Below are 26,115 nucleotides of genomic sequence, written 5' to 3' on the forward strand. Positions count from 1 at the left end.
GCGGGGGCCGGACGGGGCCCCCGCCCCGGGGTTCGTCAGCTGCCGGTCGTGACCTGGGGCGCCGGCTCGTACTTGTAGTTGGCCGGGCCGAAGTGCTTCTTGACGGCCGCTTCCCAGGAGCCGTCCGAGACCATCTTGGTGATCGCCGTGTTGATCTTCCGCTGAAGGTCGTTGTCGCCCTTCTTGAGGCCGATGCCGTAGTTCTCGTTGCTCATGTTCAGCCCGAGCAGCTTGAACTTGCCCGCGTTGCCCTTGCGCGCCGCGTACCCGGCGAGGATGGAGTTGTCGGTCGTCATCGCGTCGGCGGTGTTGTCCCGGATGGCGACGAGGCACTCCGAGTAGCCGCCGAGCTCCAGGACGCTCGCCTTCGGCGCCAGGTTCTTGCGGATGTTCTCGGCGGAGGTGGAGCCGCTCACCGTGCACAGCCGCTTGTTGTTCAGGTCCTCCGGCTTGGTGATCGAGTTGTCGTCGGCGCGGACCATCAGGTCCTGGTGGGCGACGAAGTAGGGCCCGGCGAACTCGACCTTCTCGCGGCGCTTGTCGTTGATCGTGTAGCTCGCGGCGACGAACTTGACCTCGTTGTACTGGATCAGCAGTTCCCGGTCCGAGCTGTAGACCTGCTTGAACTCGATCTCGTCCGCCTTGTAGCCGAGCTCCTTGGCGATGTACGTGGCCACGTCGACGTCGAAACCGGTGAAGGTGCCGTCGGGCTCGCGCATCCCGATGCCGGGCTGGTCGAACTTGATGCCGATGGAGATGGGCTCCTTCGGGGCTTCACCACCACAGCCGGAGGCGGTGGCGGCGAGGACGATCGCCGTGGCGACCGCGCCGGCCTTGGGAACCTTCATGCTGAACTCTTTTCCTCGGGAACGCGGAATCCCGGGGGACGTCGCGGGAACGGGGGCAGGCGTGCGGAACCGCGGGGGCGCGGGGGCACGTGTATGAGGAAGCTAGGAAGGTGACGGCCGCACCGTCACTACTTCTGAGGAAAACTTGAGCATAACGATCCGGTTCAGCCGTGGATCTTGCGGCGTTTCCGGTGAGTGGCGGGAGAAGGGGGCTGTCCCGAGTGGCGAACGAGGAAATGGGCGCGGCGAGGATCGAGGGCAACACGCTCCTGCTGGGCGAAGGGGCACGGATCCGGTTCATCCGGACATTGCGCCTGCCCGAGTCGGGTACGCACGCACTCCCGCCGGGGCTGGGGGAGTTCCCGCTCCGGCGGGTGGAGGACTATCCGGACACGGTTCCGCCGGAGTGGCTCGCCAAGGGCGGCGTGATGCTGCCGGTGTACCTGCGCGAGGCCATGTGGCTCAGCTTCGGCGGCTCGCGGGAGCCCGCCGCGCTCCAGGTGGGCGTGGGCAAGGTGTGCGCCGTCTCAGGCAAGCGGTGGACCGGCCGGCTGGAGCGCGAGCCGCAGAACTACGTGGTGCTGCCCCGTCAGCCCTGGCTCGACGGGATCAACTCCGGCGACGGGACGGTGCGCCAGTTCGTCGCCGTACCGCTCGGCCTCGGCGCCACGGTCGAGGGGCAGGTGACCGGCGAGGAGGTGACCGGCGGGGTACAGCTCCAGGCGTTCCCGCTCGGCCCGAAGGCCCTCGCGGCCTGGCGGGAGGAGGAGCGGGTACGGCGCGAGGGCGCCGTCGCCGAACACCTCTACGGCGGGGGCGGCTACGGCGCGGCGCCGCCCATGCCGTCCGCGCCGGGCGCGCCGCCCATGCCGATGGCCGCCGCCGCCCCCGGCGCGGCCCCCGCCCGCCCGGCAGCTCGCCGGGCCCCCGCCCCGGCCATGGGGCTCGGGGTGGGCGGCGCGATGCGCCAGGAGGTCTACCAGGACGACCGGAAGCTCTCCGCCTGGGCCGACCGGCCGGCCGCGCGGGTCTTCGTCCACCTGGTCACGCCGCCCGAGTGGCGCCGCATCACCGGCGAGGACGCGCCGCCCTCGCCCGTGGACCGCTCCGCCTACACCAAGGCCGGCCTGCCCTGGTACGACTACTACGACGAGAGCGGTACCGACCTCCCGGCGGCCGGCCCCCTCGCCGAGGTCAAGCCCGTCGGCGACTGGATCGGCGACGACCACACGCCCTGGACGCCCCCGGCGCCCGGCCAGATCTTGCCGCTCGGCGACGCGCCGCGCCCGGGCAAGCCGGTCCAGGGCGGGGACTGGTAGCCCCCGGGGCCCGGGGGTCCGGGGGCCCCGGGGCCCCCAGTGGTTCAAACTGGTGATCGATTTCCGGCCATGGAGCCGCTATGATCACCGTCGGCAAGGCCGTAGCGCAGAGGTCGTCGCGCCCAAGCATCGAGCTGGAGGACGTCGGTTCGAATCCGACCGGTCTTGCCTTTCTCTTCCGTCATGTCGGAACGGCGGCAGCACGGCGCGAAGCGTGCCGGCCTGCCGCGGCTCCGCGAAGTCGCAGGGTCGCCGGGCGCCGGCGACGGAACCGGTGGAATGCTGATGACACGGCCGACGCCCGTACGGTGCCCCGCAATCGAGCACCCGGACCTGCCCCTCGCCGACCCGGCGGACCTCGGCCCGCTGCTCGTCCGCCTCGCCCAGGCCCACCCCGTCGACACCGACGAGACCTTCCCCCTCGGCACCCTGCGCGCCGACGGCCGCGTCGACCTCTGCAAGCAGGGCCTCGGCCCCGCCGGCACGGCCCGCCTGCTGCCCGTCGCGCTGACCTCCCCGCACGCCGCGCACCTGCTCCTCGGCACCAACTCCCTGAGCGACGAAGGCGCCCGCACCCTCGCGACGGCCCTCGCCGGCGCCGACGGCCGCCACGGGCTCCACACCCTCTACCTGGGCTGCAACCGCATCGGTCCCGACGGCGTGCTCGCCCTCGCCGGAGCCCTCGCCGACGACACCGCCGTCCGCGCCCTCTGGCTCAAGCGCAACCCCCTCCACGAGGTCGGCGCCCGCACGGTCGCCGCACTGCTGCGCCGCAACACCGCGCTGCGCACCCTCGACCTCGTCAACACCGGCATCGGCGCCGGCGGCGTACGCCTCCTCCTGGACGCCCTGCGCGACCGCGAGGCACCCCTGGAGCGGGTCTTCCTCGGCGGCAACGGCCTCACCGCCGAAGCCGCGCCGCTGCTGGCCGCCCTCATCCGCGAGGCCGGGGTCCGGGAACTGTACGTACCGGCCAACCACCTCGGCGACGAGGGCGTCGCCGTCATCGCCGCCGCGGCCGCCGACGCCGGCCCCGAGCGCCCCGTCCGCCTCGGCCTCGGCGGCAACGGCATCGGCGTCGCCGGAGCCCGCGCCCTCGCCGACGCCCTCGGCGGCATCGAGGCCCTGGACCTCGGCCGGACCATGTCCGAGCGCAGCCTCGGCTCCGCCGGCAACGAGACCGGCGACGAAGGCGCGTACGCCCTGGCCGCCGCCCTGCCCGGCAGCCCGCTGCGCCGCCTGGAACTGCGCCACACCGGCATCACCGGACGCGGGGCCAAGAGCCTGCTCGCCGCCCTGCCCGAGGGCGCCCCGCTGGAGCACGTCGGCCTCGGCCCCGGCACCCCCCGCCGCCTCAAGCGCTCCTTCGCCGAGCGGCTGCGCCCCGCCCGGGCTTCCCACCCGGACCTGCGGGCCATCGGGAGCGTGTACCGGTGAGCGAGCGCGCCCGCACCACGCCGCCCGGCGGGATCCCGTCCCAGGACGCGGCGGCCTGGCAGCGGATCCGCCGCTACGCCGTACCCGCCGGGACGATCGAGCGGGCCACCGCACACCGCCTGGCCGGAGACTGGCGCGCCGCCTGCGACGCCGCCGGCACGGAGACCACCGTCGACCTGGCCGCGCTCGCCGCGCGGCACGGGACCGACCTCGCCGAAGCGGTGGCGGAGGACCTGCGCCACTTCGCCCCCGACCTGCTGCGCTGGCACCTGCCCCGGGTCCTGGGCGGCCGCACCGTCATCGCCCCGAACCGCCGCGTCGTGCTGGCCCGCTACGGTTCCGGCCCGGACGCGCCGGTCCTGTACGTCACCACCCGCGCCATGGTGGACGGCCCGCAGCGGCTGCGGCTGCACTGCGCGCCGGTCGACCCCGCGGCGCGGCGCCACTCCTACGCCGACTGGGTCGTCGAGGACTGGAGCCGCGCCCGCTGGTTCTGGGACGCGAGGCACACCGCCGAGCTGCGCTCCTGTGTCGGCCCCGCCGAGCGGATGCCCTTCTTCCGCGCCGACGGCACCCCGCTGGGCGAGGACGAGGTGCCCACCGCCGACCCCGGCCCCGCCGACCCCGCCGGGAGGGCGGAGTGGGCCGCCGTGCTCCAGTCGCGCGGGGAGACCGTCGAGGCCTTCGCCGCCGCCGGGATCGAGCTCGACCTGAGCGCCCCGGTCAACCCCTACCGCTGGAGCGACGCCGCGGCCGCGCTGAAGACCGCCGTGCTGGACCCGGCCCTGCTCGCCACCGGGGTGCGCCGGCTCGCCGCGGCGGGCGGGGGCGACCGGTTCGAGTTCGCCCCGCACTGGCGCTGCCTGCTGCTGGTGGAACTCGCCGGTGCGGACGGCGGGCTGCGGGCCCGGCTGGTGGACTCGTCCGAGGTGCGCGACGTACCCCGGCTGCCCGACTACGCCTGGCGGCCGCTGCCCGACCCGTACCTCGTACGCACCGGCCGCACCGCCCCGGGCGAGCTGCACCCGCTCGTCACCGCCGCCCTCTTCCCCGCCGCCGCACCGGCCGCGGGGCCGCCCGGCCCCGCCGCGCCGGGCACCGCCAGGGTGCGCTGCCTGGGCGAGTGGCACGAGGTGCGCTCCCGGGACGGCCGGCTCGAACTCCCGCACAGTGCCGAGGAACAGCAGCGGGAGCGCGCCCTGCGGGCCTTCGGCGGCGACGTCGCCGGCTGCTTCGCCGTCCGGGAGGCCTGGGCCTCCGGCAAGGGCCGGCTGCCGCGCGCCCTGCGCGCCGAGCGGCGGGAGCTGTTCGAGCGCGTCCAGCACGGCGACACCCCCGGGGTGCTCGCCCTGCTCGACGCGGGGCTGGACCCCCGGGCGCGCAACGGCAGGGGGCAGGGGCTGCTGCACCTGCTGCCCTTCGTACGCCACGAGGAGCTGCTGCCCAGGCTGCTGGAGGCCGGACTCGGCCTGGAGGACGAGGACGACTGCGAACGCACCCCGCTCCAGTGCGCCGTCCAGAACGGCGGCACCGCGTCCCTGGTCCGGGCGCTCCTCGCGGCCGGAGCCCGTACCGACGTGGTCGACGGCATGGAGCTGTCACTGGCCCAGGTGGTGACGCGCTACAAGCGCACCGACCTGACCTTCCTGAAGGAACTCGTCGAGGAGCGCCACCCCGGCATCAACTCCGACGACTACGACGAGTTCATGGCCGAGCGCGCCGAATGGGGCGACTTCGACGACGACCACGAAGAGGACGGCTACGCGGAAGCGGGCGGCACGGAGGCCGGCACCGGAGAGGCCGGCACCCCGGAGGCCCTCGACGCGGACGGGTCCGGCGGCGACGCGGGAGCGCGGGAATGAGCACCGCACCCCCGCCCGCGCTGGCCGCCGCCGACGAGCTGTCCGCCCGGCTCGGCACCACCCGTACCGAGCCCGCCGCCAACCACCAGCTGGAGGCCCTCGCCCTCGCGGTGACGGCCAATCAGCCCGTCCTGCTGTGGGGCGAGCCCGGCATCGGCAAGTCCGCCGGAATGGAGCGGCTCGCCGCTTCCCTCGGGGTCGCCCTGGAGACCGTGGTCGCCAGCGTCCACGAGCCCTCGGACTTCGCCGGCCTGCCGATCGTCGGCGACGACCCCGCCACCACCGGGGTGCCGATGGCCCCGCCGGACTGGGCGGTGCGCCTCGCCCGCACCGGACACGGGCTGCTCTTCTTCGACGAGCTGTCCTCCGCCCCGCCCGCCGTCCAGGCCGCCCTGCTGCGCGTCGTCCTCGAACGCCGGGTCGGCAGCCTGGAGCTGCCCGCCTCCGTACGCATCGTCGCGGCGGCGAACCCGCCCGCCAGCGCGGCCGACGGCTGGCACCTCAGCGCGCCCCTCGCCAACCGCTTCGTCCACCTCGACTGGACGCACGACCCGCGCACCGTGGCCCGCGGCATGGCCGGGACCTGGCCCGAGACCGCCCTCCCCGTGGTCGTCCGCGCCCGGTCCGCCGGAGCGGTCGCCCGCGCCCGGGGCGCGGTGTCCGGGTTCCTCACGGCCCGGCCCGGCCTGGTCCACCACATGCCGAACGACGCCGAGGGCCGGGGCAGGGCCTGGCCCTCCCCGCGCACCTGGGAGATGGCGTTGCGCCTGCTGGCCACCGGGTACGCGGCCGGCGCGGGCCGCGAGGCGCTGTCCGCCGCCCTCACCGGGGCCGTCGGGGACGGCGCCGGACTGGAGCTGCTGACCTACCTGGAGCACCTGGACCTGCCCGACCCGGAACGCGTGCTGGCCGACCCCGGAGCCTTCGCGCTGCCCGAGCGCGGAGACCGCCAGCTGGCCTTCCTCATCGCCGTCGTCGCCGCCGTGCAGGCCGAACCCACCCGCTCCCGCTGGGAGGCCGGCTGGGAGGTCCTCGCCAAGGCCGTCGACGCGGGCGTGCCCGACGTGGCCGCGCGGGCGGCCGCCGACCTCGCGGCGATGCGCGACCTGTCCTGGCCGGTCCCCGCGGGGATCGACGCCTTCGTGGAACTGCTCCAGCTGGCCGGGGCCCTGCCCGGCGCCCGCTGACGGGCGGGGCCGCGCCGGTGGACGTCCCGCTCGACCGGGCCAAGCTGCTCGCCGCCCGCTACGCGGCCGCCGAGGCCCGGCCCTACCTCGCCTCCGCCCTGTACGCGCTGACCGTCGTCCCCTCCCCGGGCCCGTCCGGGGTGCGGACGATGGGCGTCGACCGGTACTGGCGCTGCTACGTCTCGCCGGAGTTCGTGGAGCGCACCCCCGTCCCCGAACTGTCCGGGGTGTGGATCCACGAGGTGGCCCACCTGCTGCGCGACCACCACGGCCGGGCCGACCGGCTGCCGCCCGCCGACCAGCGCGATCCGGTCCGGATCAACATCGCCCAGGACTGCGAGATCAACGACGACCTCCTCGCCGACGGGCTGCGCCTGCCCGCCGGCCGGATGGAGCCGGGGCTCTTCGGCCTCCCCGGGGGCGGGCTGTTCGAGGGCTACCTGGCCGGCGTCCCGCCCACGCCCCCGCACGGCGTGGACTGCGGCTCCGGCGCGCACGGCACCCCGGCGCCCTGGGAGCTCGGCGGTGACGGTGACGGTACCGCCCGGATCGGTCCGGTGGAGGCGGAGGCCCTGCGCCGCCAGACGGCCCAGGCCGTACGCGCCCATCTGCGCTCGCGGGGCCGGGGGAGCGTGCCCGCCGGGTGGGAGCGCTGGGCGGAACAGGTGCTGGAGCCGGCCGTCGACTGGCGCCGCGCCCTGTCCGGGGCGGTGCGGGAGGCCGCCGCCTGGGCCGGTGGAGCGGTGGACTACACGTACCGGCGCCCCTCGCGCCGCACGCCCGCACTCGGCGGCCGGGTGGTGCTGCCGAGCCTGCGCCGGCCGCTGCCCCGGGTGGCGGTCGTCATCGACACCTCGGGGTCCATGGGGGACGCGGAACTCGCCGCGGCCCTCGCGGAGGTCACCGGGGTGCTGCGCGAGGTGGGCGTGGGGGGCAACCGGGTCACGGTGCTCGCCTGCGACGCGGACGTGCACGCCGTGAGCCGGGTGACCAGTGCCCGGGAGGTGGCCCTGGCCGGGGGAGGCGGCACCGACATGCGCGTGGGGATCGCGGCCGCGCTGGCCCGGCCCGACCGGCCGTCGATCGTGGTCGTGCTGACCGACGGCATCACCCCCTGGCCCGCGGAGTCCCCGTCCTGCCGGCTGATCGCCGCGCTGATCGGGGCGGGCGCGCCGCAGCCGCCCGGCTGGGTGGAGACCGTGCGCCTGGACCCGGCCGACCTGAGCCGCTGAGCGGGCAGGGCCGGGAACTGGCCGGTTGTGTACGGTCGTTCGTACGGTGATCACGTACGCGTGGCAGCATGGCGCCGGACGAGACGGCCCAAGCGGCCACGCGGAGGGGGAGTTCGGTGAGCGGAGTACGCAAGAGCCTGGCCAAGGTGGAGATAGCGCTGCGCTGGGACCCCAGCCCCGCCGGCACGCCCGCGAACGACCTGGACATCGTCGCCGCCGTGTACGGCACCCAGGACCCCTACGGGGAGCCCGTCTACCTCGTCCACTTCGGCAGCCGCGCCCCCGACGGCACCATCACCCTGGCCCGGGACAGCCGCACCGGGCAGGGCTTCGGCTTCGACGAGGTGATGACCCTCGAACTGGACCGGCTGGCGCCCGGGCTGGACCGGGTGGTGGTCGGCGTGGTGATCCAGGACGCCGGTACGGCCGCGGCGCCGGACCGCAGGACCTTCGCCGCCGTCGGCGGTACGGGGCTGCGCATCCGCGAGGGGCACACCGACCTCGCCGCCACCGACTTCGCGGAGCTCGCCGGGGCCACGGCGGCCACCGTCGCCGAGTTCACCCGGGACGCCTCGGGCGGCTGGGTGCTGGACGCCCGCACGCGCGGGTTCGACACGGACCCGCAGGAGTACGCCCGGGTCATGGGCGCCGCGCGCGGCTGAACCCGCACCGCGCCGGGTGGTCCGCACCGGACCGGGCGGCGGTCACCCTGCTCGGGAGTGGCCGCCGCCCCGTCCGGGTGGCGCGCTGCCGCCGTCCCCACGAGGCAGCGCGAGTGGGTCGCCGTCCGGTCATCGTGAACGGCGGCCCACCGGTTCAGGGGGTCAAGGGGCCTGCGGACTGATGCCCAGCGCGGGCAGCAGCGAGGCGTCCACGAACCTGACCAGGTAGTCGGCGTCCGCGTACCGCCCCTCCAGCACGGGCCGGATCCGCAGGACGCCCATCAGCTGCGCCGGCAGGAACTCCACCGCCGGATGGTCCGCGGCGAGCTCGCCGCGCGCCACGGCCCGCTCGACGATCGCGCCGAAGGCCGCCAGCTCGGGCTCCACCAGGGCCTCGCGCAGCGCGGCCTGGAGTTCCTCGTCGCCGAACACGGCCACCCCAAGCGCCTGGGTGAGCCGGGCGTCGCGGCCCGAGGTGCCCGCCGCGATCCGGGCGGCCTCGCGGAGGTCCCCCGCGAGGTTCCCGGTGTCCACGTCCGTCAGGGTCCGCTCGCCGCGGCGGGCCCGGCTCGCGCGCAGGGCGGCGGCGACGAGCTGGGGCTTCGTCTTCCACTGCCGGTAGAGCGTGGACTTCCCGCAGCAGGCCCGCGCGGCCACGCCCTCCATGGTGAGGGCCTCGTAGCCGTGCTCGCGCAGCTGGTCGAGGACGACGTCGTAGAACTCCTGCTCGCGCTCCGGGCTGATCTTGGAGCGGCGCGCGGTGACCTGCGGCGTCGACGTCATGGGGTGGGTTTCTCCTCACGGGATCCAGCGGTGGGTCCGTGCTCCGAGTGTACGGCCATCCGAGCTTATCGGGACACCAGCGTATCGATACGCCCATGTATCGATACACTGGCGTGTCGATAGGAACCGAAAGAAGTGAGACCGGGGGATGACCTCCCACACCACACCGGACCGGCCACCGGCCGGGAAGAGCGACGCGCGCCGCCGGCTCATACGCGAGCTGCTGCTCGTCGCGGGCCTGTTCGCCGTCTACAAGGCGGGCCGGACGCTCTCGACGGGCCGCACCGACGAGGCCTTCCACAACGCCGGCCGGGTGTGGGACGCCGAGCGCGCCCTGCACCTGCCCGGAGAGGGCGCCGTCCAGCGGCTGCTGCTCCACTCCGACGCCGTCGTCCACACCGCCAACACCTACTACGCGGCCGTGCACTTCCCGGCGACCGCCCTGTTCCTCGTCTGGCTGTACCTGCGCCGCCCCCGGCACTACCTGTGGACCCGCCGGGTGCTCGCCGTCCTCACCGGCGCGGCCCTCGTCCTGCACCTCTCCTTCCCGCTCGCGCCGCCCCGGATGCTGGACGCCGCGCACCTCGTGGACACCGCGCAGGTGTACGGGCCGAGCGTCTACGGGGCCGCCCCGGAAGCCGACACCATGGCCAACCAGTTCGCCGCGATGCCCTCGCTGCACTTCGGCTGGGCGCTGATGCTGGCCCTCGGGATGATCGCCGCGACCCGGTCCCGGTGGCGTGCCCTGTGGCTGCTGCATCCGCTGGTGACCCTGCTCGTGGTCGTGGGCACCGCCAACCACTACTGGGTCGACGCCGTCGTGGCCGCCCTGCTGCTGGGCGCGGCCCTGCTGCTGGTCCCGCGCCCGGCCGCCGACGCCGCAGCCGCACCGGCGGTACGCGGCCTGCCGCGCCCGCGTCCCCGTCCGGTCGCGGAGCCGGTCCGCACCGGGGCGGCAGCCCCCTCGCCGCCGACCGCCCCCGCGCCCGCCGCGGCGTCCGCACCCCCGGGCGGGCACGCCGGCGCCCCCGCGACCGGCCCGGCCCCCGGCGCACCCGTGCCGGTCCCCGCCGGAGGCGACCGGTGAACGCCACCGTCCTCGCCGTCGCCCTCTGCCTCGCCTCCGCCGCCACCTACGCGGCCGCCGCCGTCGCCCAGGAGCGCCTCGCCCGCCGGGCCGTCGCCCGCACCGCCCGGGACCTGCTCGGCAACAGCGCCTGGTGGTGGTCGGCCGGACTGAACGCCGCCGCGGCGCTGCTGCACGCCGCCGCGCTGAGGTACGGCCCGCTGACCCTCGTCCAGCCGCTGGGCGCGCTCACCCTCGTGGCCGCCGTCCCGCTGGGGGCGCGCGGCGCCGGCCGGCGGGTCGCCGCCACCGAGTGGCGGGGCACCCTCGCCACCGTCGCCGGGCTCGGACTGCTGCTGCTCCCCGCCTCCGGACCGGCCCCCGACGACACCCTCACCCTGGCCGAGGCGCTCGCCGTGTCCGGCGCCACCGTCGCCGCGATCCTCCTGCTCACCGCCCGCAAGGACCCCGGCCCGGGGCTGCGCCACGCCACCGCCTCCGGACTGGCCTCCGCCGTCGCCTCCGCCCTGACCCAGACCGTCGCCGTCGCGGGCGGCCGGGGCGGAGCCCTGCTCAGCGGCCGGGTGATCACCGTGGCCCTGCTCGTGGTGGTCTTCGCCGTCGGCGGGATGCTGCTCTCGCAGCGGGCCTACCGGGGCGGCCTCGGTGCCCCGCTCGCCGTGGTCAACCTGGCCAACCCGCTCGCCGCGGCCGCGATCGGCATGATCCTGCTCGGCGAACGCCTCCAGCACGGGCCCCTCGGGATCCTGCTCGCCGCCGCCGGAGCCCTCGCCGCCACCCGCGGGGTCCTGCTGCTCACCCGCACCGCGCCCGCCGCGCAGGGCGCCGAAAGCCGCCCCGTGCCGGCCGGCCATGTGACAGCATGATCGGCATGGCCGACCGCTCGTACCTCTCCCTCTGGTCCAGGAACTCCGTGCTGTCCATCGGCTCGGTGGGCTCGGTGCTCTCCATCGGCTCGGCGGGCAGCTTCCTCTCCGTAGGCTCCCTCGGGTCCGCGCTCTCGGTCGCCTCGACCGCCTCCTGGCTGAGCGCGGGCTCCGCCTTCTCGGCCCGTTCCACCCTCTCCCTCTTCGCCTACCGCTCCCGGAGCGGCGTCGCGGTGGTCGGCGCCGTCGCGGGAGCGGCCGCGGCCGCCGCGCTGTGGCGCGCCCGCCACCGCTGAGAACCGCCGGGCCCCCGCCCGCGTCCTCAGGGGCAGAGACGCACACGAAGAGCGGGGAGAACGGCATGGGCATCATCGGCTGGATCATCCTGGGCCTGCTGGCCGGAGGCATCGCCAAGATCCTGCTCCCCGGCCGGGACCCGGGCGGCCTCATCGTCACCACCCTCATCGGCGTGGCCGGCGCCTTCACCGGCGGCTGGCTCTCCGCCAAGTTCCTCGACCGGCCGATCCAGGCCCAGTTCTTCGACCTCGCCACCTGGGGCTCCGCCATCGCGGGCTCCCTCGTCCTGCTCATCGGCTACCGCATACTCTTCGGCAACTCCCGCCGCTGAGCACCTGGCCTACGCTGCTGTACGACGAGCACGGCGAGGTCCTCGGCATCTGCGCCACCCCGTTCCGCCGGATCGGCGGCCGGCACCTGTACGCCGGACCCGTGCGCACCGTCCGCTGTCACGAGGACAACGCCCTGCTGCGCGAACTCCTCCACACCCCCGGCGAAGGCGCCGTCCTCGTCGTCGACGGCGCCGGCTCCCTGCGCACCGCCCTGGTCGGCGACCTCATCGCCGGCGCGGCCCACGCCTCCGGCTGGGCCGGGCTCATCGTCAACGGCGCCGTCCGCGACAGCGTCGCCCTCGGTGCCCTGGACCTCGGCGTCCAGGCACTCGGCACCTGCCCGCGCAAGAGCGGCAAGACCGGCGAGGGCGCCGTCGACGAGCCCGTCACCATCGGCGGGGTCACCTTCCGCCCGGGCGACACCGTGTACGTGGACGACGACGGCGTCGTGGTGCTGCCCGCCGGGCACTGACACCGTCGGTTTCGCGCCACCCGCAGGCCACGGCCCTGGCGGTGGCGGGCCGCCAGGGGTTTCACTGCGGGCCCATGAGACGACACAGGATCATGGGCCTGCTCGGCGCGCTCACCCTCGCCGCCGGGGCCCTGGCCGGACCCGCGGCCGCCGCCGGATCCCCGGACACCGCGGGCCCCGCCGCCGCAGGCGGACCCGTCCCACCCGCCGAGTTCGGCACCGACTGGCACGACCCCCTCACCGCCGCCCCGCCCGTCCGGCGCCCCGCGACCCGGTCCTGCCAGGTGACCCTGGCCGAAGCCCAGTTCCGGGATTTCACCCCCTACAAGGGGACCTACACCCCGCCCGCCGGCTGCGGCCGCTCCGACTGGGCCAAGGCCGTCCTGCGCCTCGACGGCAAGGTCAAGGGCCGCCAGTACGACCGGCTCGGCAACCTCACCCTCGGCGGCGTCGAGATCCTGCGCACCTCCACCCCCGAGCCCTCGCCCGACGGCGTCGAGTGGTCCGTCGAGAAGGACGTCACCCGCTACCGCGACGTGCTCAGCCGCCCCCAGCCCGTCGAAATGCTGATCGGCAACGTCGTCAACGACACCTACACCGGCGTCATCGACGTCAAGGTGACCCTGACCCTCTACGCCGCCGACCGGCACGCCCCGGCCCCCGACACCCCCGACCGCGTCCTGCCGCTCACCGGCTCCGACCGAGGAGGGGCCGCCGTCACCACCCCGCGCAACACCGAGCGGCTCCTCGCCGAGGTGTACGCCACCGGCTCCGGCGGCGGCTGCGAGGAGTACTGGTACATGACCGTCCCCGACGCCGCGCCCTACTCATGCAAGGCCGCCGACGGCCCCTACCGCGAGGTCCGGATCTCCGTCGACGGACGACTCGCCGGGCTGGCCGCGCCCTTCCCGACCGTGTGGACCGGCGGCTGGTCCAACCCCTTCCTCTGGTACGTCACCCCCGGCCCGCGCGCCTTCGACGTCCAGCCCATCGTGTACGACATCACCCCCTACGCCGCCCTGCTCAACGACGGCCGCGAGCACCGCGTCGAGGTCGCCGTCGCCGGCGTCCCGGCCGGCCAGGCCGGCTGGAACACCCCCGCCAACCTGCTGCTCTGGCAGGACCACGGCCGCCAGGTCGTCACCGGCGCCCTGACCCGCCACGAGGAGGGAGCTCCCACCGGCTCCTCCCGCTGGACCCCCGCGGCCCCCGGCGGCGAACACCGGCTGGACACCGACGGCGCCCACCGCCTCACCGTCGCCGGATACCTCGACACCTCCCACGGCCGGGTCACCACCACCGTCACCCGGGCCGTGTCGCACACCTCCGCGCACCGCTGGACCGACGGCGAGAACCGGGACGCCCTCACCGCCGCCTGGAACGACGAGGACAGCGTCACCCGCGGCGCCACCACCACCCGCACCGCCCGCACGTACACCATGGACGGCGAGACGACCCTCGGCGCCGGCGACCGGCTGCGCACCGTCCTGTCCCTCGGCGACCGGGCCGACACCACCACCCTGCGCGGCGGCCGTCCGATCGGCCGCACCCACCTCGACGACCGGTACACCGGCGACGCCTCCTACACGGCGAACGTCCCGCGCGACCAGCGGCACGCCGTCGGCACCTCCACCGAGCGCTACCGCCTGTACGGGTCGGACATCCCCGGCGGCTGTTACGACCGTACGGTGTCCACCGCTCAGGGCGCCCTGACGGAGGACCGCCTCCGCTGCTGACGGTGGCGGGGCCTACGATGACCGCCCATGGAGAACAGTGAGGCCGGCAGACGGCTGATCGACGGCCGTTTCGAACTCATCGGCCCCCTGGGCGCCGGAGGCATGGGCACGGTGTGGCGCGCCCGCGACATCGCACTGCACCGCGAGGTCGCACTCAAGGAGGTGCGCCCGCCGGACCCCGCCACCGCCGCCGCGCAGCCGGACCTCGCCGTCCAGCTGCGCGAGCGGGCCATCCGCGAGGCGCGGGCCCTGGCCCGCCTCGCCCACCCCAACGTGGTGACGATCCACCACATCGTGGAGCCCGCGCCGGGCACCCCCGACGGCCACCCGTGGATCGTGATGGAGCTGCTCAAGGGCGGCTCCCTGCACGACCGGCTGGCCGACGGCCCGATGCCCCTGCCCGAGGTGGTGCGGCTCGGGCTCGACATCCTCTCCGCGCTGCGCGCCGCACACGCGGAGGGCGTGCTCCACCGGGACGTGAAGCCGGCCAACGTCCTGCTGCGGCCCGACGGGGCGGGCGTACTGACCGACTTCGGCATCGCCGCCATGCACGGGGCGACCGCCCTCACCTCCACCGGTGTGCTGATCGGCTCGCCCGAGTACATCGCCCCCGAGCGGTGCCGGGGCGAGGAGGGCCTGGCGGCCTCCGACCTGTGGTCGCTGGGCATGATGCTGTACGTGGCCGCGGAGGGGACGCACCCGCTGCGCCGGGCCACCAGCTTGGCCACCGTGGTCGCCGTCCTCGACGAGCCGATCCCCGCGCCCGTGCGCTCGGGCCCGCTGGGCCCCGTACTGGAGCGGCTGCTCGTACGCGATCCCGCGGCGCGGCCCGACGGCGCCGAGCTGGAAGCGCTGCTCCGGGGTGCGAGCACCGCTCTCGGCGCGGTTGCCGGGGCCGCCCCGGCGGGGGCGCTCGCGGGCCCCGGCGCGTACGGCCCGCCTCCCACGTTCTCCGGCACCCGGCCCTTCACCCCCGGCGGCGGCTCCCCGTACGGGCACACCACCCCCGTTCCCGCCACCGCCGCGGCCCCCGCCCGGGGGCGCGGCCGCGCCGCCCTGATCGGGGGAGTCCTCGTGCTGGCCCTGGCCGGCGGCGCGGCCGGGCTCGTCCAGGCCCTGCCCGACGGCAAGTCCGGCGACCCGGACGCCAAGGGCTCCACGGCCTCCGCCCCGGCGTCCACCGTCGCCCAGGCGCCCGCCACCCCGAGGTCCACCCCGCCCAAGGCCCAGGGCACCCCCGCCGCGGCGGTCAAGGGCAGCCTGCTCACGCCCGACAAGGTCCGTACCGTCATCGAGGCGTTCAAGCAGCAGACCGGTACCACCACCTTCGTGGAGATGACCGTCTACGAGGGGTACGTGCTGGCCTCCATCCCCACCACCCCCGGGGCGGACACCTTCGACCGGTACGAGTACCGCGACGGCCAGGTCAAGCACGACGGCCCCGGCGGCACCGTCAAGCCGGACGAGCCGCTCATCGACATGGCGGCCGTGAAGTGGGACGCCCTGCCCGGCCTCCTGGAGCGGGCCCAGCAGGAACTCGGCGTCACCAAGCCGACCTCCCGCTACCTCATCGTCGAGCCCTGGCTCTTCGACGCGACCGCCTCCATGCGCCCCTACCTCACCGACGAGTACGGCCGGGGCGGCTACGTCCACGCCGACACCCAGGGCAACGTGAAGAAGGTGTACCGCTCCTGACATCGTGTAGCCGTACGCGCGCACCCGCACGCGCACCCGCACGCAGCCGCGTACGGCAGCCACGGCCCAAGGAGCACGGCCCACCATGCCCAGCTGGCGCACCACCCTCACCAAGGCCGGGATAACCGACCCCCGGCTGCGGGCCGACCACACCCACGCCGCCCGCCGGGTGCTGCGCCGCGAACCGGCCCCGTACCTCACCCTGCGGCTGCTGGCCGCACCGCCCCTGGTGCCCTGGCTCTCGGCGGGCCTGGCCTTCATGAACCTGGTCGACGACGTCGCCGAGACCGGCACCCCGAGCGTGCGGGCCGCCGGACTCGCCGCACTGGCGGGCCGCGTCGAGTCGGCCCTGTCGACCGGCGACAGCCCCGACCCGCTGCTGCGCGCCTACGCCCACGCCGTCCGCACCAGGGGCCTGCCGGCCGGCTGGATCACCCGCTTCCTCGACGGCGCGGCCACCGCCGAGGCGGGCTTCGACGGCTTCGCCGCCGAGGAGGACTTCCAGGCCTACCTCGACGCCTACGCCTGGCCCGGCATCATGGTCTTCACCGGACTCCAGTACCAGGGCGGGCCCGACACCGACCAGGCCGCGGGCTGGCGCGCCTTCGTGGACGCCGCCCAGCGGGTCGACTTCCTCGCCGACCTGGCCGGCGACCTCGCCGAGGGCCGGCTCTGCATCCCGCGCTCCCGCCTCGCCGAGCACTCCGTGACCCGCGCCGACCTGGAACAGGCCCGCGACACCCCGGCGGTACGCGCCCTCCTCGCCGCCGAGTCCGCCCGGGCGCGCACCGCCCTCGCCGCGGCCGGGGGCGTCCTCGACCTCACCGAGCCGGGCCTGCGCCCGGTGGTCGCCGCCATGACGGAGCTGATGGGACACCAGCTGGCCGCGGTGGAGAAGGCCGGCACCGGCGCCCTGCGCAAGGACGTCGGCTACGGCCTGGCCGCCCCCGTGGGCACCCTGGTCCGCGCGCTCCGGAACCGGTGACATCCGTACTGCCGATGACGGTACGGCCGGATCTGCCGGTGTCTCGCCGCGGGCGCGGTGGTACGGGGACGCAGGCTCGCCCCGGTGCTGTTCGCCGTCACCGCCGCCGCCGGGCTGCGCACGCGGCTCCCCGGCTGCCGGGTGCTGGTCCTGACCACCTTCGGCCGGCCCGGCTACCTGCGCCGGGCCATGGAGGCCGGGGCCGGCGTGGGCTGGCTGTGACGCCCCGCCGACCGGGCGCCTAGTAGGGGCCGTTGACGTTGTCGATCGAGCCGTAGCGGGCGGCGGCGTAGTTGCAGGCCGCCGTGATGTTCGCGACCGGGTCGTAGGAGTCCAGGGACGTGCCGGGCACGTGGTAGGCGCGGAAGGTCGGGTCGATGACCTGGAGCAGGCCCTTGGAGGGGATGCCGGCCGCGGCGTTGGAGTCCCAGTTGTTGATGGCGAGGGGATTGCCCGAGGACTCCCGCATCACATTGCGGTGGATCCCGTTGTAGCTGCCGGGAATTCCGTGCTGGGCCATGATGTCCAGCGACTGCCGGATCCAGCCGTCGAGGTTGTTCCCGTAGGCGGGGGCGGCCGGTTTGGCGGCGGGCTTCGCGGCCGCCGCCCGCGCCGCCGCGCCGATGCTCAGTCTGAGGCCGGGGCGGATGACGGAGGGGTCGGAGCCGATGATGCCGCGGTTGGCCTCGTAGAGCGCCTGCCAGCCGCCGTTCACGGAATGCTGGGCCGCGATCTTCGAAAGGGTGTCGCCGCCGACCACGGAATAGGTGAGGGCTGCCGCCGCCTTTTCCACGGTCGCCTTTTCCGCGGCGGACTTCTGCACGGCCGGCTTCTGCGCGGCGGCCTTCTCCGTGGCCGCCTTGACGAGCGAGGCGGGGGCCGGCTGCGTGCCGGCCGCCCCGGCCGTCGTGGCGCTGATCAGGGGGAGGGCGAGGGCCGCTCCACCCGTGCCGGCGACCGCCAGCTTCCGGGCGATCCAGTGGTGCTTCGGCCGACGGTGCTTTCCCTGTCGGGGCATGGCGCTGTTCCTCACGTGGGGGTACGGGAGAGCCCCGGCGGCGGCCGGATTCGGCAGTCGGCCGCGGGGAGTGAGGTGACCGTAGGCGAGCGCGCGGCGCGGGAACAAGACACGAATTCCACCGGTAGATCGACTTCTCGGGCGGTGTCCGGTAAATGACCATGAAATAGGGATCACGAAAAGGCCGATTTCCTTTCCAGGGAAAGGGAGCCGGCCGTTCCGGGTGAATTGATGTTGTTCGGGCCCGCGTGACTCACATCACGGGTCCGGCAGGTTTGGGGCCGCCTCGCGCAATACGGTCAATTGGCGGCCCGATGCTGCCGATTCGGGCGACCCGCATGAGAGCGGCGAAAACTGTTAAGCCGGGCATTCCGGGCACTCGTGTGCCGGCTCCGGGGTCCTCAGAGAGCGGCCAGGGCCTCCAGGGTGGCGTCCACGGCTCGCGCGGACGCGGGCAGCAGGGGAAGCCGTACGTCCGGGGTGGGGATCCGGCCCTGCGCGTGCAGCACGCCCTTGACCACCGCCGGGTTCGGTTCCGAGAAGGCCGCCGCCGACACCCGCGCCAGCCCGTGCCCCAGCCCCCGGGCGCGCCCGACGTCGCCGGCCCGCCAGGCCGCCGCGAGCTCCACGAACCGCTCCGTCGCCAGATGGGCCGAGGCCAGTACCGCGCCCGGGGCGCCGAGCGCCAGCATCGGGGACGCGTACGCGTCGTCCCCGGCCAGGACCGAGAAGCGGTCGGGCAGCCGGCCCAGCAGTGCCACCGTCTCCGCGTCGATCCCGCCCGCCGCGTACTTCACCCCGACCACCCCGGCCAGAGAACCCAGCGCCCGCAATGCGTCCGCGTCCAGCGGCTGCCCCGTCCGGTACGGGATGTGATAGACGATCAGCGGCAGCGGGCTCACCTCCGCCAGCCGCGTGAAGTGCGCCAGCACCCCCGCCGCCGAGGGCCGTACGAACGACGGGACGGTCACCAGCGCCGCCCGGGCCTCGGGCCACCGCGACAACCGGGCCAGCGCCACCTCGCTGGCCCGGGTCCCGCTCGCCCCCGCCCCCACCGTCAGCGGCACCCCCCGCTCCCCGCAGACCCGGGCGCAGATCCCGGTGACCAGATCGCGCTCCGCCTCATCGAGGGCGGCCGTCTCGCCCGTCGTGCCGAGTGCCACGATCCCGGCGGCCCCCGCGTCGAGCACCTCGTGGGCGAGGGCCTCCAGCGCCTCGGTGGCGAGCTCCCCGCCGCGCGTGAAGGGGGTGATGAGCGGGACGTGGATGCCTTCGAAGGCGAGATGGGCGTTATCAGAGGTTTGTTCGGTGCATTCCGTTTCCTGTCGCATGCAGAAGAGCTTCGCCCGTACCGAGCGCCGAATCCAGTTCGCATTTCTTACTCGACCCGTAAGCTGAGCCGATGCTCGACGTCCGCCGCCTGCGCCTCCTGAGGGAACTCGCCCGCCGGGGCACCATCGCCGCCGTGGCCGAGGCCCTCGCCTTCAGCCCCTCCGCCGTCTCACAGCAGCTCGCCGTCCTCGAACGCGAGGCCGGCCTGCCCCTGCTGGAACGCACCGGCCGCCGCGTCCGCCTCACCCCCGCCGCCCAGAACCTCGTACGTCACGCCGAGGCCGTCCTGGAACGGCTGGAGCAGGCCGACGCCGACCTCGCGGAGGCCCGCAGCGGCCTCGCCGGCGTCCTGCGCGTCGGCTCCTTCCCCACCGCCACCCGGGCCATCGTCCCGGCGGCCCTGCTCCACCTGGCCCGGCGCCATCCGGGGCTGGAGCCGCGGGTCCGCGAGACCGACCCGGCGGCGGTCGCGCACGCGCTGCGGGCCGGGGACCTGGACGTGGCGCTGGTCCACGAGTACGACTTCGTCCCCGCGCCGTCCGAGCCGGGGCTGGCCACCCGGCCGCTGTACGGGGAGGCGATGTACCTGGCCGCCCCGGCCGGAGGACCGCGGCCCGCCGCCGCTCCGGCCGGTCTTCCCCCGGGCGCCGGCTCCGACCAGGGCGCGGTCCTGCGTACCCGTCAGGACGAGCCGTGGATCACCGCCACGCCCGGCACCCTCTGCCACGCCATGACCGTCCGGGCCTGCCAGGCGGCCGGGTTCACCCCGCGGATCCGGCACCAGGTCGACGAGTTCGACACCGTCCTCGCGCTGGTCGCGGCCGGGCAGGGAGTGGCCGTCGTCCCCCAGCTCGGAGTGACCGGCCCCCCGGACCCCGGCATCGCCCTCACCCGCCTGCACATGGAACGCCGCACCAAGGTCGCCTTCCGCAGCGGCGCCGCCGAACACCCCGCCGTGGCCGCCTTCGCCGCGGCACTGCACGCGTCCGTACCGCCGCACCTGGCGGGAACCGGACACGGTGGGTGACGCGGGGGTCGGTACAACTCCCTTGGAGGGCCGTGCCCGTGTACGTTCGATGATCCAGACCGATCCGGCCGATACGAACAGAACGGGGTACGACGTGACACATCGCGTACGAGGGGTCATCGCGCGGAGCAAGGGCGCACCGGTGGAGACGACCACGATCCTCGTGCCCGACCCGGGGCCCGGCGAAGCACTCGTCAAGGTCCAGGCCTGCGGGGTCTGTCATACCGACCTGCACTACCGCGAGGGCGGCATCAACGACGAGTTCCCCTTCCTCCTCGGCCACGAGGCCGCCGGGATCGTCGAGTCCGTCGGCCCCGACGTCACCTCCGTCGCCCCCGGCGACTTCGTCGTCCTCAACTGGCGCGCGGTGTGCGGAACCTGCCGGGCCTGCAAGCGCGGCCGCCCCTGGTACTGCTTCAACACCCACAACGCCACGCAGCCCATGACCCTGGAGGACGGCACCCCGCTCTCCCCGGCCCTGGGCATCGGCGCCTTCGCCGAGAAGACCCTCGTGGCCGCCGGACAGTGCACCAAGGTGGACCCCGCCGCCTCCCCGGCCGCCGCCGGCCTGCTCGGCTGCGGCGTGATGGCGGGCCTCGGCGCGGCCCTGAACACCGGCAACGTCGGGCGCGGCGACTCGGTCGCGGTCATCGGCTGCGGGGGAGTCGGCAACGCGGCCGTCGCCGGCGCCCGGCTGGCCGGCGCCTCGCGGATCATCGCCGTGGACCTGGACGAGCGGAAGCTGGAGTGGGCGCGCGGCCTCGGCGCCACCCACACCGTCAACGGACGCACGGAGGACGTGGTCAAGACGATCCAGGAGCTGACCGGCGGGAACGGCGCGGACGTGGTCATCGAGGCCGTCGGCCGCCCCGAGACCTACCGGCAGGCCTTCTACGCCCGCGACCTGGCCGGCACCGTGGTCCTGGTCGGCGTACCGACGCCCGAGATGCAGCTCGAACTCCCGCTGCTGGACGTCTTCGGGCGCGGCGGCGCGCTCAAGTCGTCCTGGTACGGGGACTGCCTGCCCGAGCGCGACTTCCCGCTGCTGATCGACCTCTACCTCCAGGGCCGGCTCGACCTCGACGCCTTCGTCTCCGAGACCATCCCGCTCGACGGGGTCGAGGACGCCTTCGCCCGCATGGAGCGCGGCGAGGTGCTCCGCTCCGTGGTCGGCTTCTGATCCGCTGCGGCGGGGCCCCGGCCAGGGGCCCCGCCGCATAGACTCGGCCGGGACGTCAGCCCCGGCCCGGGCCCCGCCGCGATCCGGCGAAGGCGCGGGGGAGGGGATCCGCACCCACACCCCAGGGGCCGTCCGTGACCCTCCCGCGCAGCTACCGCCAGCCCGGTGTCGTCCTGACCGACCACCACTTCGCCGTGCCGCTCGACCACGACCGCCCCGACGGGGAGCGCATCGAGCTGTACGCCCGCGAGGTGGTCGCGAACGACAAGGACCCCGAGCGGCTGCCCTGGCTGCTGTACCTGGAGGGCGGCCCCGGCTTCGGGGCGCGGCGGTTCACCGGACGCGAGGCCTGGCTGGAACGGGCCCTCGCCGACTACCGGGTGCTGCTGCTGGACCAGCGCGGCACCGGCCGCTCCACCCCCGTCAACCGGCAGACCCTCCCCGCGCGGGGCACCCCCGCCGAGCAGGCCGCCCACCTCGCCCTCTTCCGCTCCGACTCCATCGTGCGCGACGCCGAGGCCATCCGCCCCGCCCTGACCGGCGGCGCCCCCTGGACCGTCCTCGGCCAGAGCTTCGGCGGGTTCTGCGCCACCCACTACCTCTCCACCGCGCCCGAGGGACTGACCGCCGCCCTGATCACCGGCGGGCTGCCCTCCCTCGACGCCACCGCGACCGAGGTGTACGAGGCCGCGTACCCCCGCGTCGAGCGCAAGAACCTGGCCCACTACGCCCGCTACCCCATGGACGTCGAGCGCGCCCGCCGCATCGCCGCCCACCTCGCGGAGCGCCCCGCCGAACTCCCCGGCGGCTACCTGCTCACCGTCGAGGCCTTCCAGTCCCTCGGCCTGGTCCTCGGCGCCGGCGACGGCAGCCACCAGCTGCACTACCTGCTGGAGGACGCCTTCGTCACCACCCCGGCGGGGCCCGCCCTCTCGGACGCCTTCCTGCACGCCGTCCACACCCACCTCTCCTTCGCGGGCCACCCCCTCTACGCCCTGCTCCACGAAGCGATCTACGCCCAGGACCCGGCGGCCCCCACCGCCTGGGCCGCCGAACGGGTCCGTGCCTCCCACCCCCGCTTCGACGCCGCGAAGGCCCTCGCGGGTGAGGACCCCGTGCTCTTCACCGGGGAGACCATCCACCCCTGGCACTTCACCAGCGACCCGGCCCTCGCCCCCCTCCGCGAGACCGCCGGCCTCCTGGCGGACCGCACCGGGTGGGGTCCCCTCTACGACCCGGCCCGGCTCGCCGCGAACGAGGTCCCGGTGGCGGCCGCGGTCTACCACGACGACATGTACGTGGACACCGCCCACTCCCTGGCCACGGCCGGGGCGATCCGAGGCCTGCGCACCTGGGTGACGGACGAGTTCGAACACGACGGCGTCCGCGCGGGCGGCCCCCGCGTCCTGGACCGGCTGCTGTCCCTGGTCCGCGACGAGGTCTAGGTCCCCTTTGCCCGCCGGTTCCGGCGGGCGGAGAATGGGAGCGGAACACAACCTGTGCCGGGCACACGAGGCGGTGAGCTTCCATGACATCCGCGCACGGTGTCGGACGCCGCATCATGCGGATCTCCTGCGGTACGGGGCTGGCCTGCGTACTCGCGGCCGCGCTCTCGGCGCCGGGGCAGGCCGCCGTCGGCTACGACCCTCCCACGCTGTTGGGCCTCACCCTGTCCCCGCCGGACGCCATCGTGACCTTCCGTGACAACGTCAAACCCAACAGTGACGGAGAGGGCGTCGACGGCGTCGTGTTCGTCATGGTCAGAGAGCGTGACAACCCGGCTGTTTCCGTCATGCTCCAGGCGCCGGGCGTGCCCGGCACCGGCAAGGTGGTCACCCGTACCGTCAACGCCAAGATCCGGCCGGACGTCGCCTACTGCGCTCAGGTCAAGAGCGCCATCCGGGTCGGCGACCGGTACACCGAGCACACGGCCCCTTCCAACACCATCTGTGTGGGTGGCCGGCCGGGCACGGGCACCGAATCGGGGACCAGCGGTGAAGCCGAAGAGGGCGAGCCCGTCATCACCGACGGCGGCGCCTTCAGCGCGGACGTCTCCCTGCGGGGCGTCACGGGGGACGCCGTCGCCCCCGTCGGCGGCACCCGCAACTACTGGGTGCAGTACACGAACGAGGGCCGGGTGACTGCGAGCGGCCTGGTGCTGCAGGTGCAGACCTCGGGTTCGCTGAGCATCCGCCGGCCGCCCGACTCCGGCACCTTCAGCGGGTTCACGTGCACCGCCCTCGGGGCCGGCGGTGGGGCCACGGGCGGATACCAGTGCACCGGCGGTACGCTCAAGTCCGGTGAGAGCGGCCAGATCCCGGTGCTGGCCAAGGTCGCGGGGCCGGGCTCCGGCGTCATCCACGTCTCGCTCGACTACCCGAACGATCCGATCAAGAGCAACAACGCGACGACCTTCTCCGTGCAGGCCCAGTAGGGGAACGTCGCCTATTGTGCGGCGTATGACCGAACAAGCTGAGCAGCAGCCGCCCTTGCAGCCGATGCCCGCCGACTGGCGGCGCGCCCTCGCGGTGGTCGCGCACCCCGACGACCTGGAGTACGGCTGCGCCGCCGCCATCGCCGAGTGGACGGACGGCGGCCGCGAGGTCGCCTACCTGCTCGCCACCCGCGGCGAGGCGGGGATCGACGGGGTCCATCCGGACGAGTGCGGCCCGCTGCGCGAGGCCGAGCAGCGCGCGAGCGCCGCGGTCGTCGGGGTGTCCACGGTGGAGTTCCTCGACCACCGCGACGGGGTCGTCGAGTACGGGCTCGGCCTGCGCCGGGACATCGCGGCGGCCATCCGGCGGCACCGCCCCGAGCTGGTGGTCACCCTCAACCACCGTGACACCTGGGGCGGGGCGGGCGGCGGCGGGTACTGGAACACCCCGGACCACAAGGCCGTCGGCCGGGCCGTGCTGGACGCCGCCGCCGACGCGGGCAACCGGTGGATCTTCCCCGAACTCGTCTCCGAGCAGGGCCTGGAGCCCTGGGACGGGGTGCGCTGGGTGGCGGTGGCGAACACGTCCACGCCCACCCACGCGGTCGACGCCGGCCCCGGCCTGGAGCGCGCGATCCGGTCCCTGCTGGAGCACAAGGCGTACATCTCCGCGCTGACCGACCAGGATCCCGAGGAGTACGTACGGACCTTCCTCACCGGCAACGTCCAGCAGACCGCTGCCCGCTTCGGCGGCCGTCCGGCGGTGCCGTTCGAGGTCTTCCCCCGCTGAACGCACCCCCTCTAAGCTGACGCTCCGTCAGCTGACTTCGGGGGTGCGGTACACGGTGATCGACACGCTCGGCAGGGAGGTGGACGAGGGCGCGGAGCGCATCCGGCTGGACGTCGAGGACGGCATCGCGCTCCTCACCCTCTGCCGCCCCGACAAGCTCAACGGCTGGAGCTGGGAGTCCACCCGCCAGCTGGGCCTGCTCGCAGACCGGATCCGCTTCGACCCGGAAGTGCGCGCGGTCCTGCTGCGCGCCCAGGGCAGGGCCTTCTGCGCCGGCATCGACGTGACCGCGCCCGGCGGCGCCATCACGGGCGACTCCGCCGCCGAACGGACCCGGAACTACTACGAGGGCATCCGCTGGGTCCACGAGCGCTTCTCCGTCCTCGCCCGCCTGCCGCAGCCGGTCGTCGCCGCCGTCCAGGGCTACTGCCTGGGCTTCGGCTTCGAGCTGGCCCTCATGGCCGACATCCGGATCGCCGCGGAAGACGCCGTCTTCGCCCTCCCCGAAGCCCAGCTCGGCGTGGCGGTGGACGCCGGCGGCGACCTGCGCATCGCCAGGGAGGCCGGCGCGGGCTGGGCCAAGTTCCTCGCCCTGACCGGCCGCAGGATCGACGCGGCCACGGCCGAGCGCCTGGGCCTGGTCCAACTGGTCGTCCCCCGGGCCGGCCTGGACGCCGAGGCCCGCGCCCTGACCGCCGAGATCGCGGCGAACGCCCCCCTCGCCGTGCAGGGCGTCAAGCGCTCGATCGACGCCTACGCCGATGCCGCCCTGCCCGCCGCCCTGGACCGGGCCGCCATGACGGCGGCCCTCACCCTCACCTCCGAGGACGCCGCGGAAGGCTACGGAGCCAAGGCCGCCCGCCGGCCCCCGCGCTTCAGGGGAGCCTGAGCACCGCGAGCTCGCCGTCGAGCTCACGCAGGGCGCGGAAGCCGAGGTACTCGGCGTACATCAGGTCGGCGAAGGACTCGTGCCGCTCCGGACCGCACCCGCTCCAGCTGGAGAACCGGTACGCCGCCCACTCGCCGTCGGCGTTGACGTCACCGGGGTCGAGGATCAGCCAGGTCTGGTCCCCCTCCAGGGAGATCTGGACGGCCCGGCCCCACCGCGCGGACTCGTACGGCTCCCCGTCGTCCTCCCCGCCGAAGTCCTCGTCGCCCTCGTCCCCATCGTCGTCTTCGTCCTCGGCGTCGAGGTCCTCCTGCTCCCACTCGCTGAGCATCTCGAACAGGTAGTCCGTCAGCTCCCGCAGCGGCCCCACCCGCGCCGCCGGGGCGAGCAGCTCCACGAACTCCCCGGCCCACCGCCAGCCGTCGGTGACCTCCAGGAAGGAGCGGTACGAGGGCGGCAGCGGGACCCCCAGCCTGGCTTCGAGCGCAGCTATCCGCTCCGGCGGGGCGGGGTCGAAGCCCAGCCGGCCCAGGGGCGGCTCCGAGGGGGTCCCGGCGCGCACGGCCGTCTCCCGCTCGGCGCTCCAGGTGCGGAGGAAGGGTGCCCAGTCGTCGGTCTTCATGAACCCGATGGTGGCGCACGGCA

Annotated in this window: 25 protein-coding genes, 1 tRNA gene and 1 pseudogene; 22 read left to right on the forward strand and 5 right to left on the reverse strand. The window is 74.9% G+C overall.

Annotated features, from left to right (window positions below; all coding sequences use genetic code 11):
- Nucleotides 1-35: 35 nt before the first annotated feature.
- Nucleotides 36-848: a glutamate ABC transporter substrate-binding protein gene (locus tag ACZ597_RS31470; protein ID WP_471337514.1), complete on the reverse strand. Its 813-nt coding sequence runs from the start codon at nt 846-848 to the stop codon at nt 36-38.
- A gap of 236 nt (nt 849-1,084) precedes the next feature.
- Here ACZ597_RS31470 and ACZ597_RS31475 point away from each other — a divergent pair, with 236 nt between their 5' ends.
- The 7 genes from ACZ597_RS31475 to ACZ597_RS31505 all read left to right on the forward strand — a co-directional run bounded on the left by ACZ597_RS31475 (nt 1,085) and on the right by ACZ597_RS31505 (nt 8,547).
- Nucleotides 1,085-2,167: a hypothetical protein gene (locus tag ACZ597_RS31475; RefSeq protein WP_471337792.1), complete on the forward strand. Its 1,083-nt coding sequence runs from the start codon at nt 1,085-1,087 to the stop codon at nt 2,165-2,167.
- 95 nt (nt 2,168-2,262) lie between these two features.
- Nucleotides 2,263-2,335, forward strand: a tRNA-Arg gene (locus ACZ597_RS31480).
- 117 nt (nt 2,336-2,452) lie between these two features.
- Complete coding sequence (locus ACZ597_RS31485; protein ID WP_471337517.1) at nt 2,453-3,604, forward strand: leucine-rich repeat domain-containing protein; 1,152 nt, start codon at nt 2,453-2,455, stop codon at nt 3,602-3,604.
- Entirely contained in the window at nt 3,601-5,466 is a 1,866-nt protein-coding gene (locus ACZ597_RS31490) for an ankyrin repeat domain-containing protein (protein ID WP_471337520.1), read from the forward strand. Before ACZ597_RS31485 ends, ACZ597_RS31490 begins: the two co-directional genes overlap by 4 nt.
- Nucleotides 5,463-6,653 carry a sigma 54-interacting transcriptional regulator gene (locus ACZ597_RS31495; protein ID WP_471337523.1) on the forward strand — a complete coding sequence of 397 codons (1,191 nt, stop codon included), beginning with the start codon at nt 5,463-5,465 and terminating at the stop codon, nt 6,651-6,653. Before ACZ597_RS31490 ends, ACZ597_RS31495 begins: the two co-directional genes overlap by 4 nt.
- 17 nt (nt 6,654-6,670) lie before the next feature.
- Nucleotides 6,671-7,885, forward strand: a complete 1,215-nt coding sequence (locus ACZ597_RS31500) for a vWA domain-containing protein (protein WP_471337527.1) — start codon at nt 6,671-6,673, stop codon at nt 7,883-7,885.
- Between the two features lie 116 nt (nt 7,886-8,001).
- On the forward strand, nt 8,002-8,547 hold the full coding sequence (locus ACZ597_RS31505; protein ID WP_471337532.1) for a TerD family protein: 546 nt from the start codon (nt 8,002-8,004) through the stop codon (nt 8,545-8,547).
- A gap of 162 nt (nt 8,548-8,709) precedes the next feature.
- On the opposite strand, the gene ACZ597_RS31510 is transcribed toward ACZ597_RS31505, so the two are convergent.
- Nucleotides 8,710-9,330 carry a TetR/AcrR family transcriptional regulator gene (locus tag ACZ597_RS31510; protein WP_471337535.1) on the reverse strand — a complete coding sequence of 207 codons (621 nt, stop codon included), beginning with the start codon at nt 9,328-9,330 and terminating at the stop codon, nt 8,710-8,712.
- Between the two features lie 148 nt (nt 9,331-9,478).
- Between ACZ597_RS31510 and ACZ597_RS31515 the strand changes: the two genes are divergently transcribed.
- The 9 genes and pseudogenes from ACZ597_RS31515 to ACZ597_RS31555 form a co-directional block, all read left to right on the forward strand.
- Complete coding sequence (locus ACZ597_RS31515) at nt 9,479-10,417, forward strand: phosphatase PAP2 family protein (protein WP_471337539.1); 939 nt, start codon at nt 9,479-9,481, stop codon at nt 10,415-10,417.
- Nucleotides 10,414-11,283, forward strand: a complete 870-nt coding sequence (locus tag ACZ597_RS31520) for a hypothetical protein (RefSeq protein ID WP_471337543.1) — start codon at nt 10,414-10,416, stop codon at nt 11,281-11,283. The genes ACZ597_RS31515 and ACZ597_RS31520 overlap by 4 nt, the downstream gene beginning before the upstream one ends.
- Nucleotides 11,284-11,288: 5 nt before the next feature.
- Nucleotides 11,289-11,579, forward strand: a complete 291-nt coding sequence (locus ACZ597_RS31525; RefSeq protein WP_471337546.1) for a hypothetical protein — start codon at nt 11,289-11,291, stop codon at nt 11,577-11,579.
- A 65-nt stretch (nt 11,580-11,644) separates the two neighbouring features.
- On the forward strand, nt 11,645-11,911 hold the full coding sequence (locus ACZ597_RS31530) for a GlsB/YeaQ/YmgE family stress response membrane protein (protein ID WP_471337549.1): 267 nt from the start codon (nt 11,645-11,647) through the stop codon (nt 11,909-11,911).
- 17 nt (nt 11,912-11,928) lie between these two features.
- Nucleotides 11,929-12,384 carry a ribonuclease E activity regulator RraA gene (rraA, locus tag ACZ597_RS31535; RefSeq protein ID WP_471337797.1) on the forward strand — a complete coding sequence of 152 codons (456 nt, stop codon included), beginning with the start codon at nt 11,929-11,931 and terminating at the stop codon, nt 12,382-12,384.
- Between the two features lie 74 nt (nt 12,385-12,458).
- Nucleotides 12,459-14,120, forward strand: a complete 1,662-nt coding sequence (locus ACZ597_RS31540) for a peptide-N4-asparagine amidase (protein ID WP_471337554.1) — start codon at nt 12,459-12,461, stop codon at nt 14,118-14,120.
- A 27-nt stretch (nt 14,121-14,147) separates the two neighbouring features.
- Nucleotides 14,148-15,815 (forward strand): serine/threonine-protein kinase, encoded by a 1,668-nt coding sequence (locus ACZ597_RS31545; protein ID WP_471337558.1) that lies wholly within the window; start codon nt 14,148-14,150, stop codon nt 15,813-15,815.
- 85 nt (nt 15,816-15,900) lie between these two features.
- Entirely contained in the window at nt 15,901-16,800 is a 900-nt protein-coding gene (locus ACZ597_RS31550; RefSeq protein WP_471337562.1) for a squalene/phytoene synthase family protein, read from the forward strand.
- Between the two features lie 99 nt (nt 16,801-16,899).
- Nucleotides 16,900-17,004, forward strand: a pseudogene (locus tag ACZ597_RS31555) (DNA-binding response regulator); the annotation flags it as partial.
- 37 nt (nt 17,005-17,041) lie between these two features.
- On the opposite strand, the gene ACZ597_RS31560 reads toward ACZ597_RS31555, so the two are convergent.
- Together ACZ597_RS31560 and ACZ597_RS31565 are read right to left on the reverse strand one after the other, a co-directional pair.
- Nucleotides 17,042-17,818: a transglycosylase SLT domain-containing protein gene (locus ACZ597_RS31560; RefSeq protein WP_471337566.1), complete on the reverse strand. Its 777-nt coding sequence runs from the start codon at nt 17,816-17,818 to the stop codon at nt 17,042-17,044.
- A 401-nt stretch (nt 17,819-18,219) separates the two neighbouring features.
- A complete protein-coding gene (locus tag ACZ597_RS31565) occupies nt 18,220-19,149 on the reverse strand; it encodes a dihydrodipicolinate synthase family protein (RefSeq protein WP_471337571.1) in 930 nt (309 codons plus the stop codon).
- Between the two features lie 71 nt (nt 19,150-19,220).
- Between ACZ597_RS31565 and ACZ597_RS31570 the strand changes: the two genes are divergently transcribed.
- The 6 genes from ACZ597_RS31570 to ACZ597_RS31595 all read left to right on the forward strand — a co-directional run bounded on the left by ACZ597_RS31570 (nt 19,221) and on the right by ACZ597_RS31595 (nt 25,470).
- Nucleotides 19,221-20,177: a LysR family transcriptional regulator gene (locus ACZ597_RS31570; RefSeq protein WP_471337575.1), complete on the forward strand. Its 957-nt coding sequence runs from the start codon at nt 19,221-19,223 to the stop codon at nt 20,175-20,177.
- A 94-nt stretch (nt 20,178-20,271) separates the two neighbouring features.
- Nucleotides 20,272-21,357, forward strand: a complete 1,086-nt coding sequence (locus ACZ597_RS31575; RefSeq protein ID WP_471337579.1) for an S-(hydroxymethyl)mycothiol dehydrogenase — start codon at nt 20,272-20,274, stop codon at nt 21,355-21,357.
- Between the two features lie 134 nt (nt 21,358-21,491).
- Nucleotides 21,492-22,802 carry an alpha/beta fold hydrolase gene (locus ACZ597_RS31580; protein ID WP_471337583.1) on the forward strand — a complete coding sequence of 437 codons (1,311 nt, stop codon included), beginning with the start codon at nt 21,492-21,494 and terminating at the stop codon, nt 22,800-22,802.
- 83 nt (nt 22,803-22,885) lie between these two features.
- Entirely contained in the window at nt 22,886-23,791 is a 906-nt protein-coding gene (locus ACZ597_RS31585) for a hypothetical protein (protein ID WP_471337586.1), read from the forward strand.
- A 25-nt stretch (nt 23,792-23,816) separates the two neighbouring features.
- Nucleotides 23,817-24,581: a PIG-L deacetylase family protein gene (locus ACZ597_RS31590; RefSeq protein ID WP_471337591.1), complete on the forward strand. Its 765-nt coding sequence runs from the start codon at nt 23,817-23,819 to the stop codon at nt 24,579-24,581.
- Nucleotides 24,582-24,636: 55 nt separating this feature from the next.
- A complete protein-coding gene (locus tag ACZ597_RS31595) occupies nt 24,637-25,470 on the forward strand; it encodes an enoyl-CoA hydratase/isomerase family protein (RefSeq protein ID WP_471337594.1) in 834 nt (277 codons plus the stop codon).
- On the opposite strand, the gene ACZ597_RS31600 is transcribed toward ACZ597_RS31595, so the two are convergent.
- Nucleotides 25,457-26,092 carry an SMI1/KNR4 family protein gene (locus ACZ597_RS31600; protein ID WP_471337599.1) on the reverse strand — a complete coding sequence of 212 codons (636 nt, stop codon included), beginning with the start codon at nt 26,090-26,092 and terminating at the stop codon, nt 25,457-25,459. The two genes, ACZ597_RS31595 and ACZ597_RS31600, sit on opposite strands and share 14 nt — an antisense overlap.
- Nucleotides 26,093-26,115 lie beyond the last annotated feature (23 nt).

This window comes from Streptomyces sp. NPDC040718, assembly GCF_055593565.1.

What these genes read in the sequence shown, in the direction of transcription:
- ACZ597_RS31470 (WP_471337514.1), bottom strand. Translation starts at nt 848, where the DNA reads ATGAAGGTTCCCAAGGCCGGCGCGGTCGCCACGGCGATCGTCCTCGCC.
- ACZ597_RS31475 (WP_471337792.1), top strand. Translation starts at nt 1,085, where the DNA reads ATGGGCGCGGCGAGGATCGAGGGCAACACGCTCCTGCTGGGCGAAGGG.
- ACZ597_RS31485 (WP_471337517.1), top strand. Translation starts at nt 2,453, where the DNA reads ATGACACGGCCGACGCCCGTACGGTGCCCCGCAATCGAGCACCCGGAC.
- ACZ597_RS31495 (WP_471337523.1), top strand. Translation starts at nt 5,463, where the DNA reads ATGAGCACCGCACCCCCGCCCGCGCTGGCCGCCGCCGACGAGCTGTCC.
- ACZ597_RS31510 (WP_471337535.1), bottom strand. Translation starts at nt 9,330, where the DNA reads ATGACGTCGACGCCGCAGGTCACCGCGCGCCGCTCCAAGATCAGCCCG.
- ACZ597_RS31515 (WP_471337539.1), top strand. Translation starts at nt 9,479, where the DNA reads ATGACCTCCCACACCACACCGGACCGGCCACCGGCCGGGAAGAGCGAC.
- ACZ597_RS31525 (WP_471337546.1), top strand. Translation starts at nt 11,289, where the DNA reads ATGGCCGACCGCTCGTACCTCTCCCTCTGGTCCAGGAACTCCGTGCTG.
- ACZ597_RS31530 (WP_471337549.1), top strand. Translation starts at nt 11,645, where the DNA reads ATGGGCATCATCGGCTGGATCATCCTGGGCCTGCTGGCCGGAGGCATC.
- ACZ597_RS31540 (WP_471337554.1), top strand. Translation starts at nt 12,459, where the DNA reads ATGAGACGACACAGGATCATGGGCCTGCTCGGCGCGCTCACCCTCGCC.
- ACZ597_RS31545 (WP_471337558.1), top strand. Translation starts at nt 14,148, where the DNA reads ATGGAGAACAGTGAGGCCGGCAGACGGCTGATCGACGGCCGTTTCGAA.
- ACZ597_RS31550 (WP_471337562.1), top strand. Translation starts at nt 15,901, where the DNA reads ATGCCCAGCTGGCGCACCACCCTCACCAAGGCCGGGATAACCGACCCC.
- ACZ597_RS31560 (WP_471337566.1), bottom strand. Translation starts at nt 17,818, where the DNA reads ATGCCCCGACAGGGAAAGCACCGTCGGCCGAAGCACCACTGGATCGCC.
- ACZ597_RS31565 (WP_471337571.1), bottom strand. Translation starts at nt 19,149, where the DNA reads ATGCGACAGGAAACGGAATGCACCGAACAAACCTCTGATAACGCCCAT.
- ACZ597_RS31570 (WP_471337575.1), top strand. Translation starts at nt 19,221, where the DNA reads ATGCTCGACGTCCGCCGCCTGCGCCTCCTGAGGGAACTCGCCCGCCGG.
- ACZ597_RS31585 (WP_471337586.1), top strand. Translation starts at nt 22,886, where the DNA reads ATGACATCCGCGCACGGTGTCGGACGCCGCATCATGCGGATCTCCTGC.
- ACZ597_RS31590 (WP_471337591.1), top strand. Translation starts at nt 23,817, where the DNA reads ATGACCGAACAAGCTGAGCAGCAGCCGCCCTTGCAGCCGATGCCCGCC.
- ACZ597_RS31600 (WP_471337599.1), bottom strand. Translation starts at nt 26,092, where the DNA reads ATGAAGACCGACGACTGGGCACCCTTCCTCCGCACCTGGAGCGCCGAG.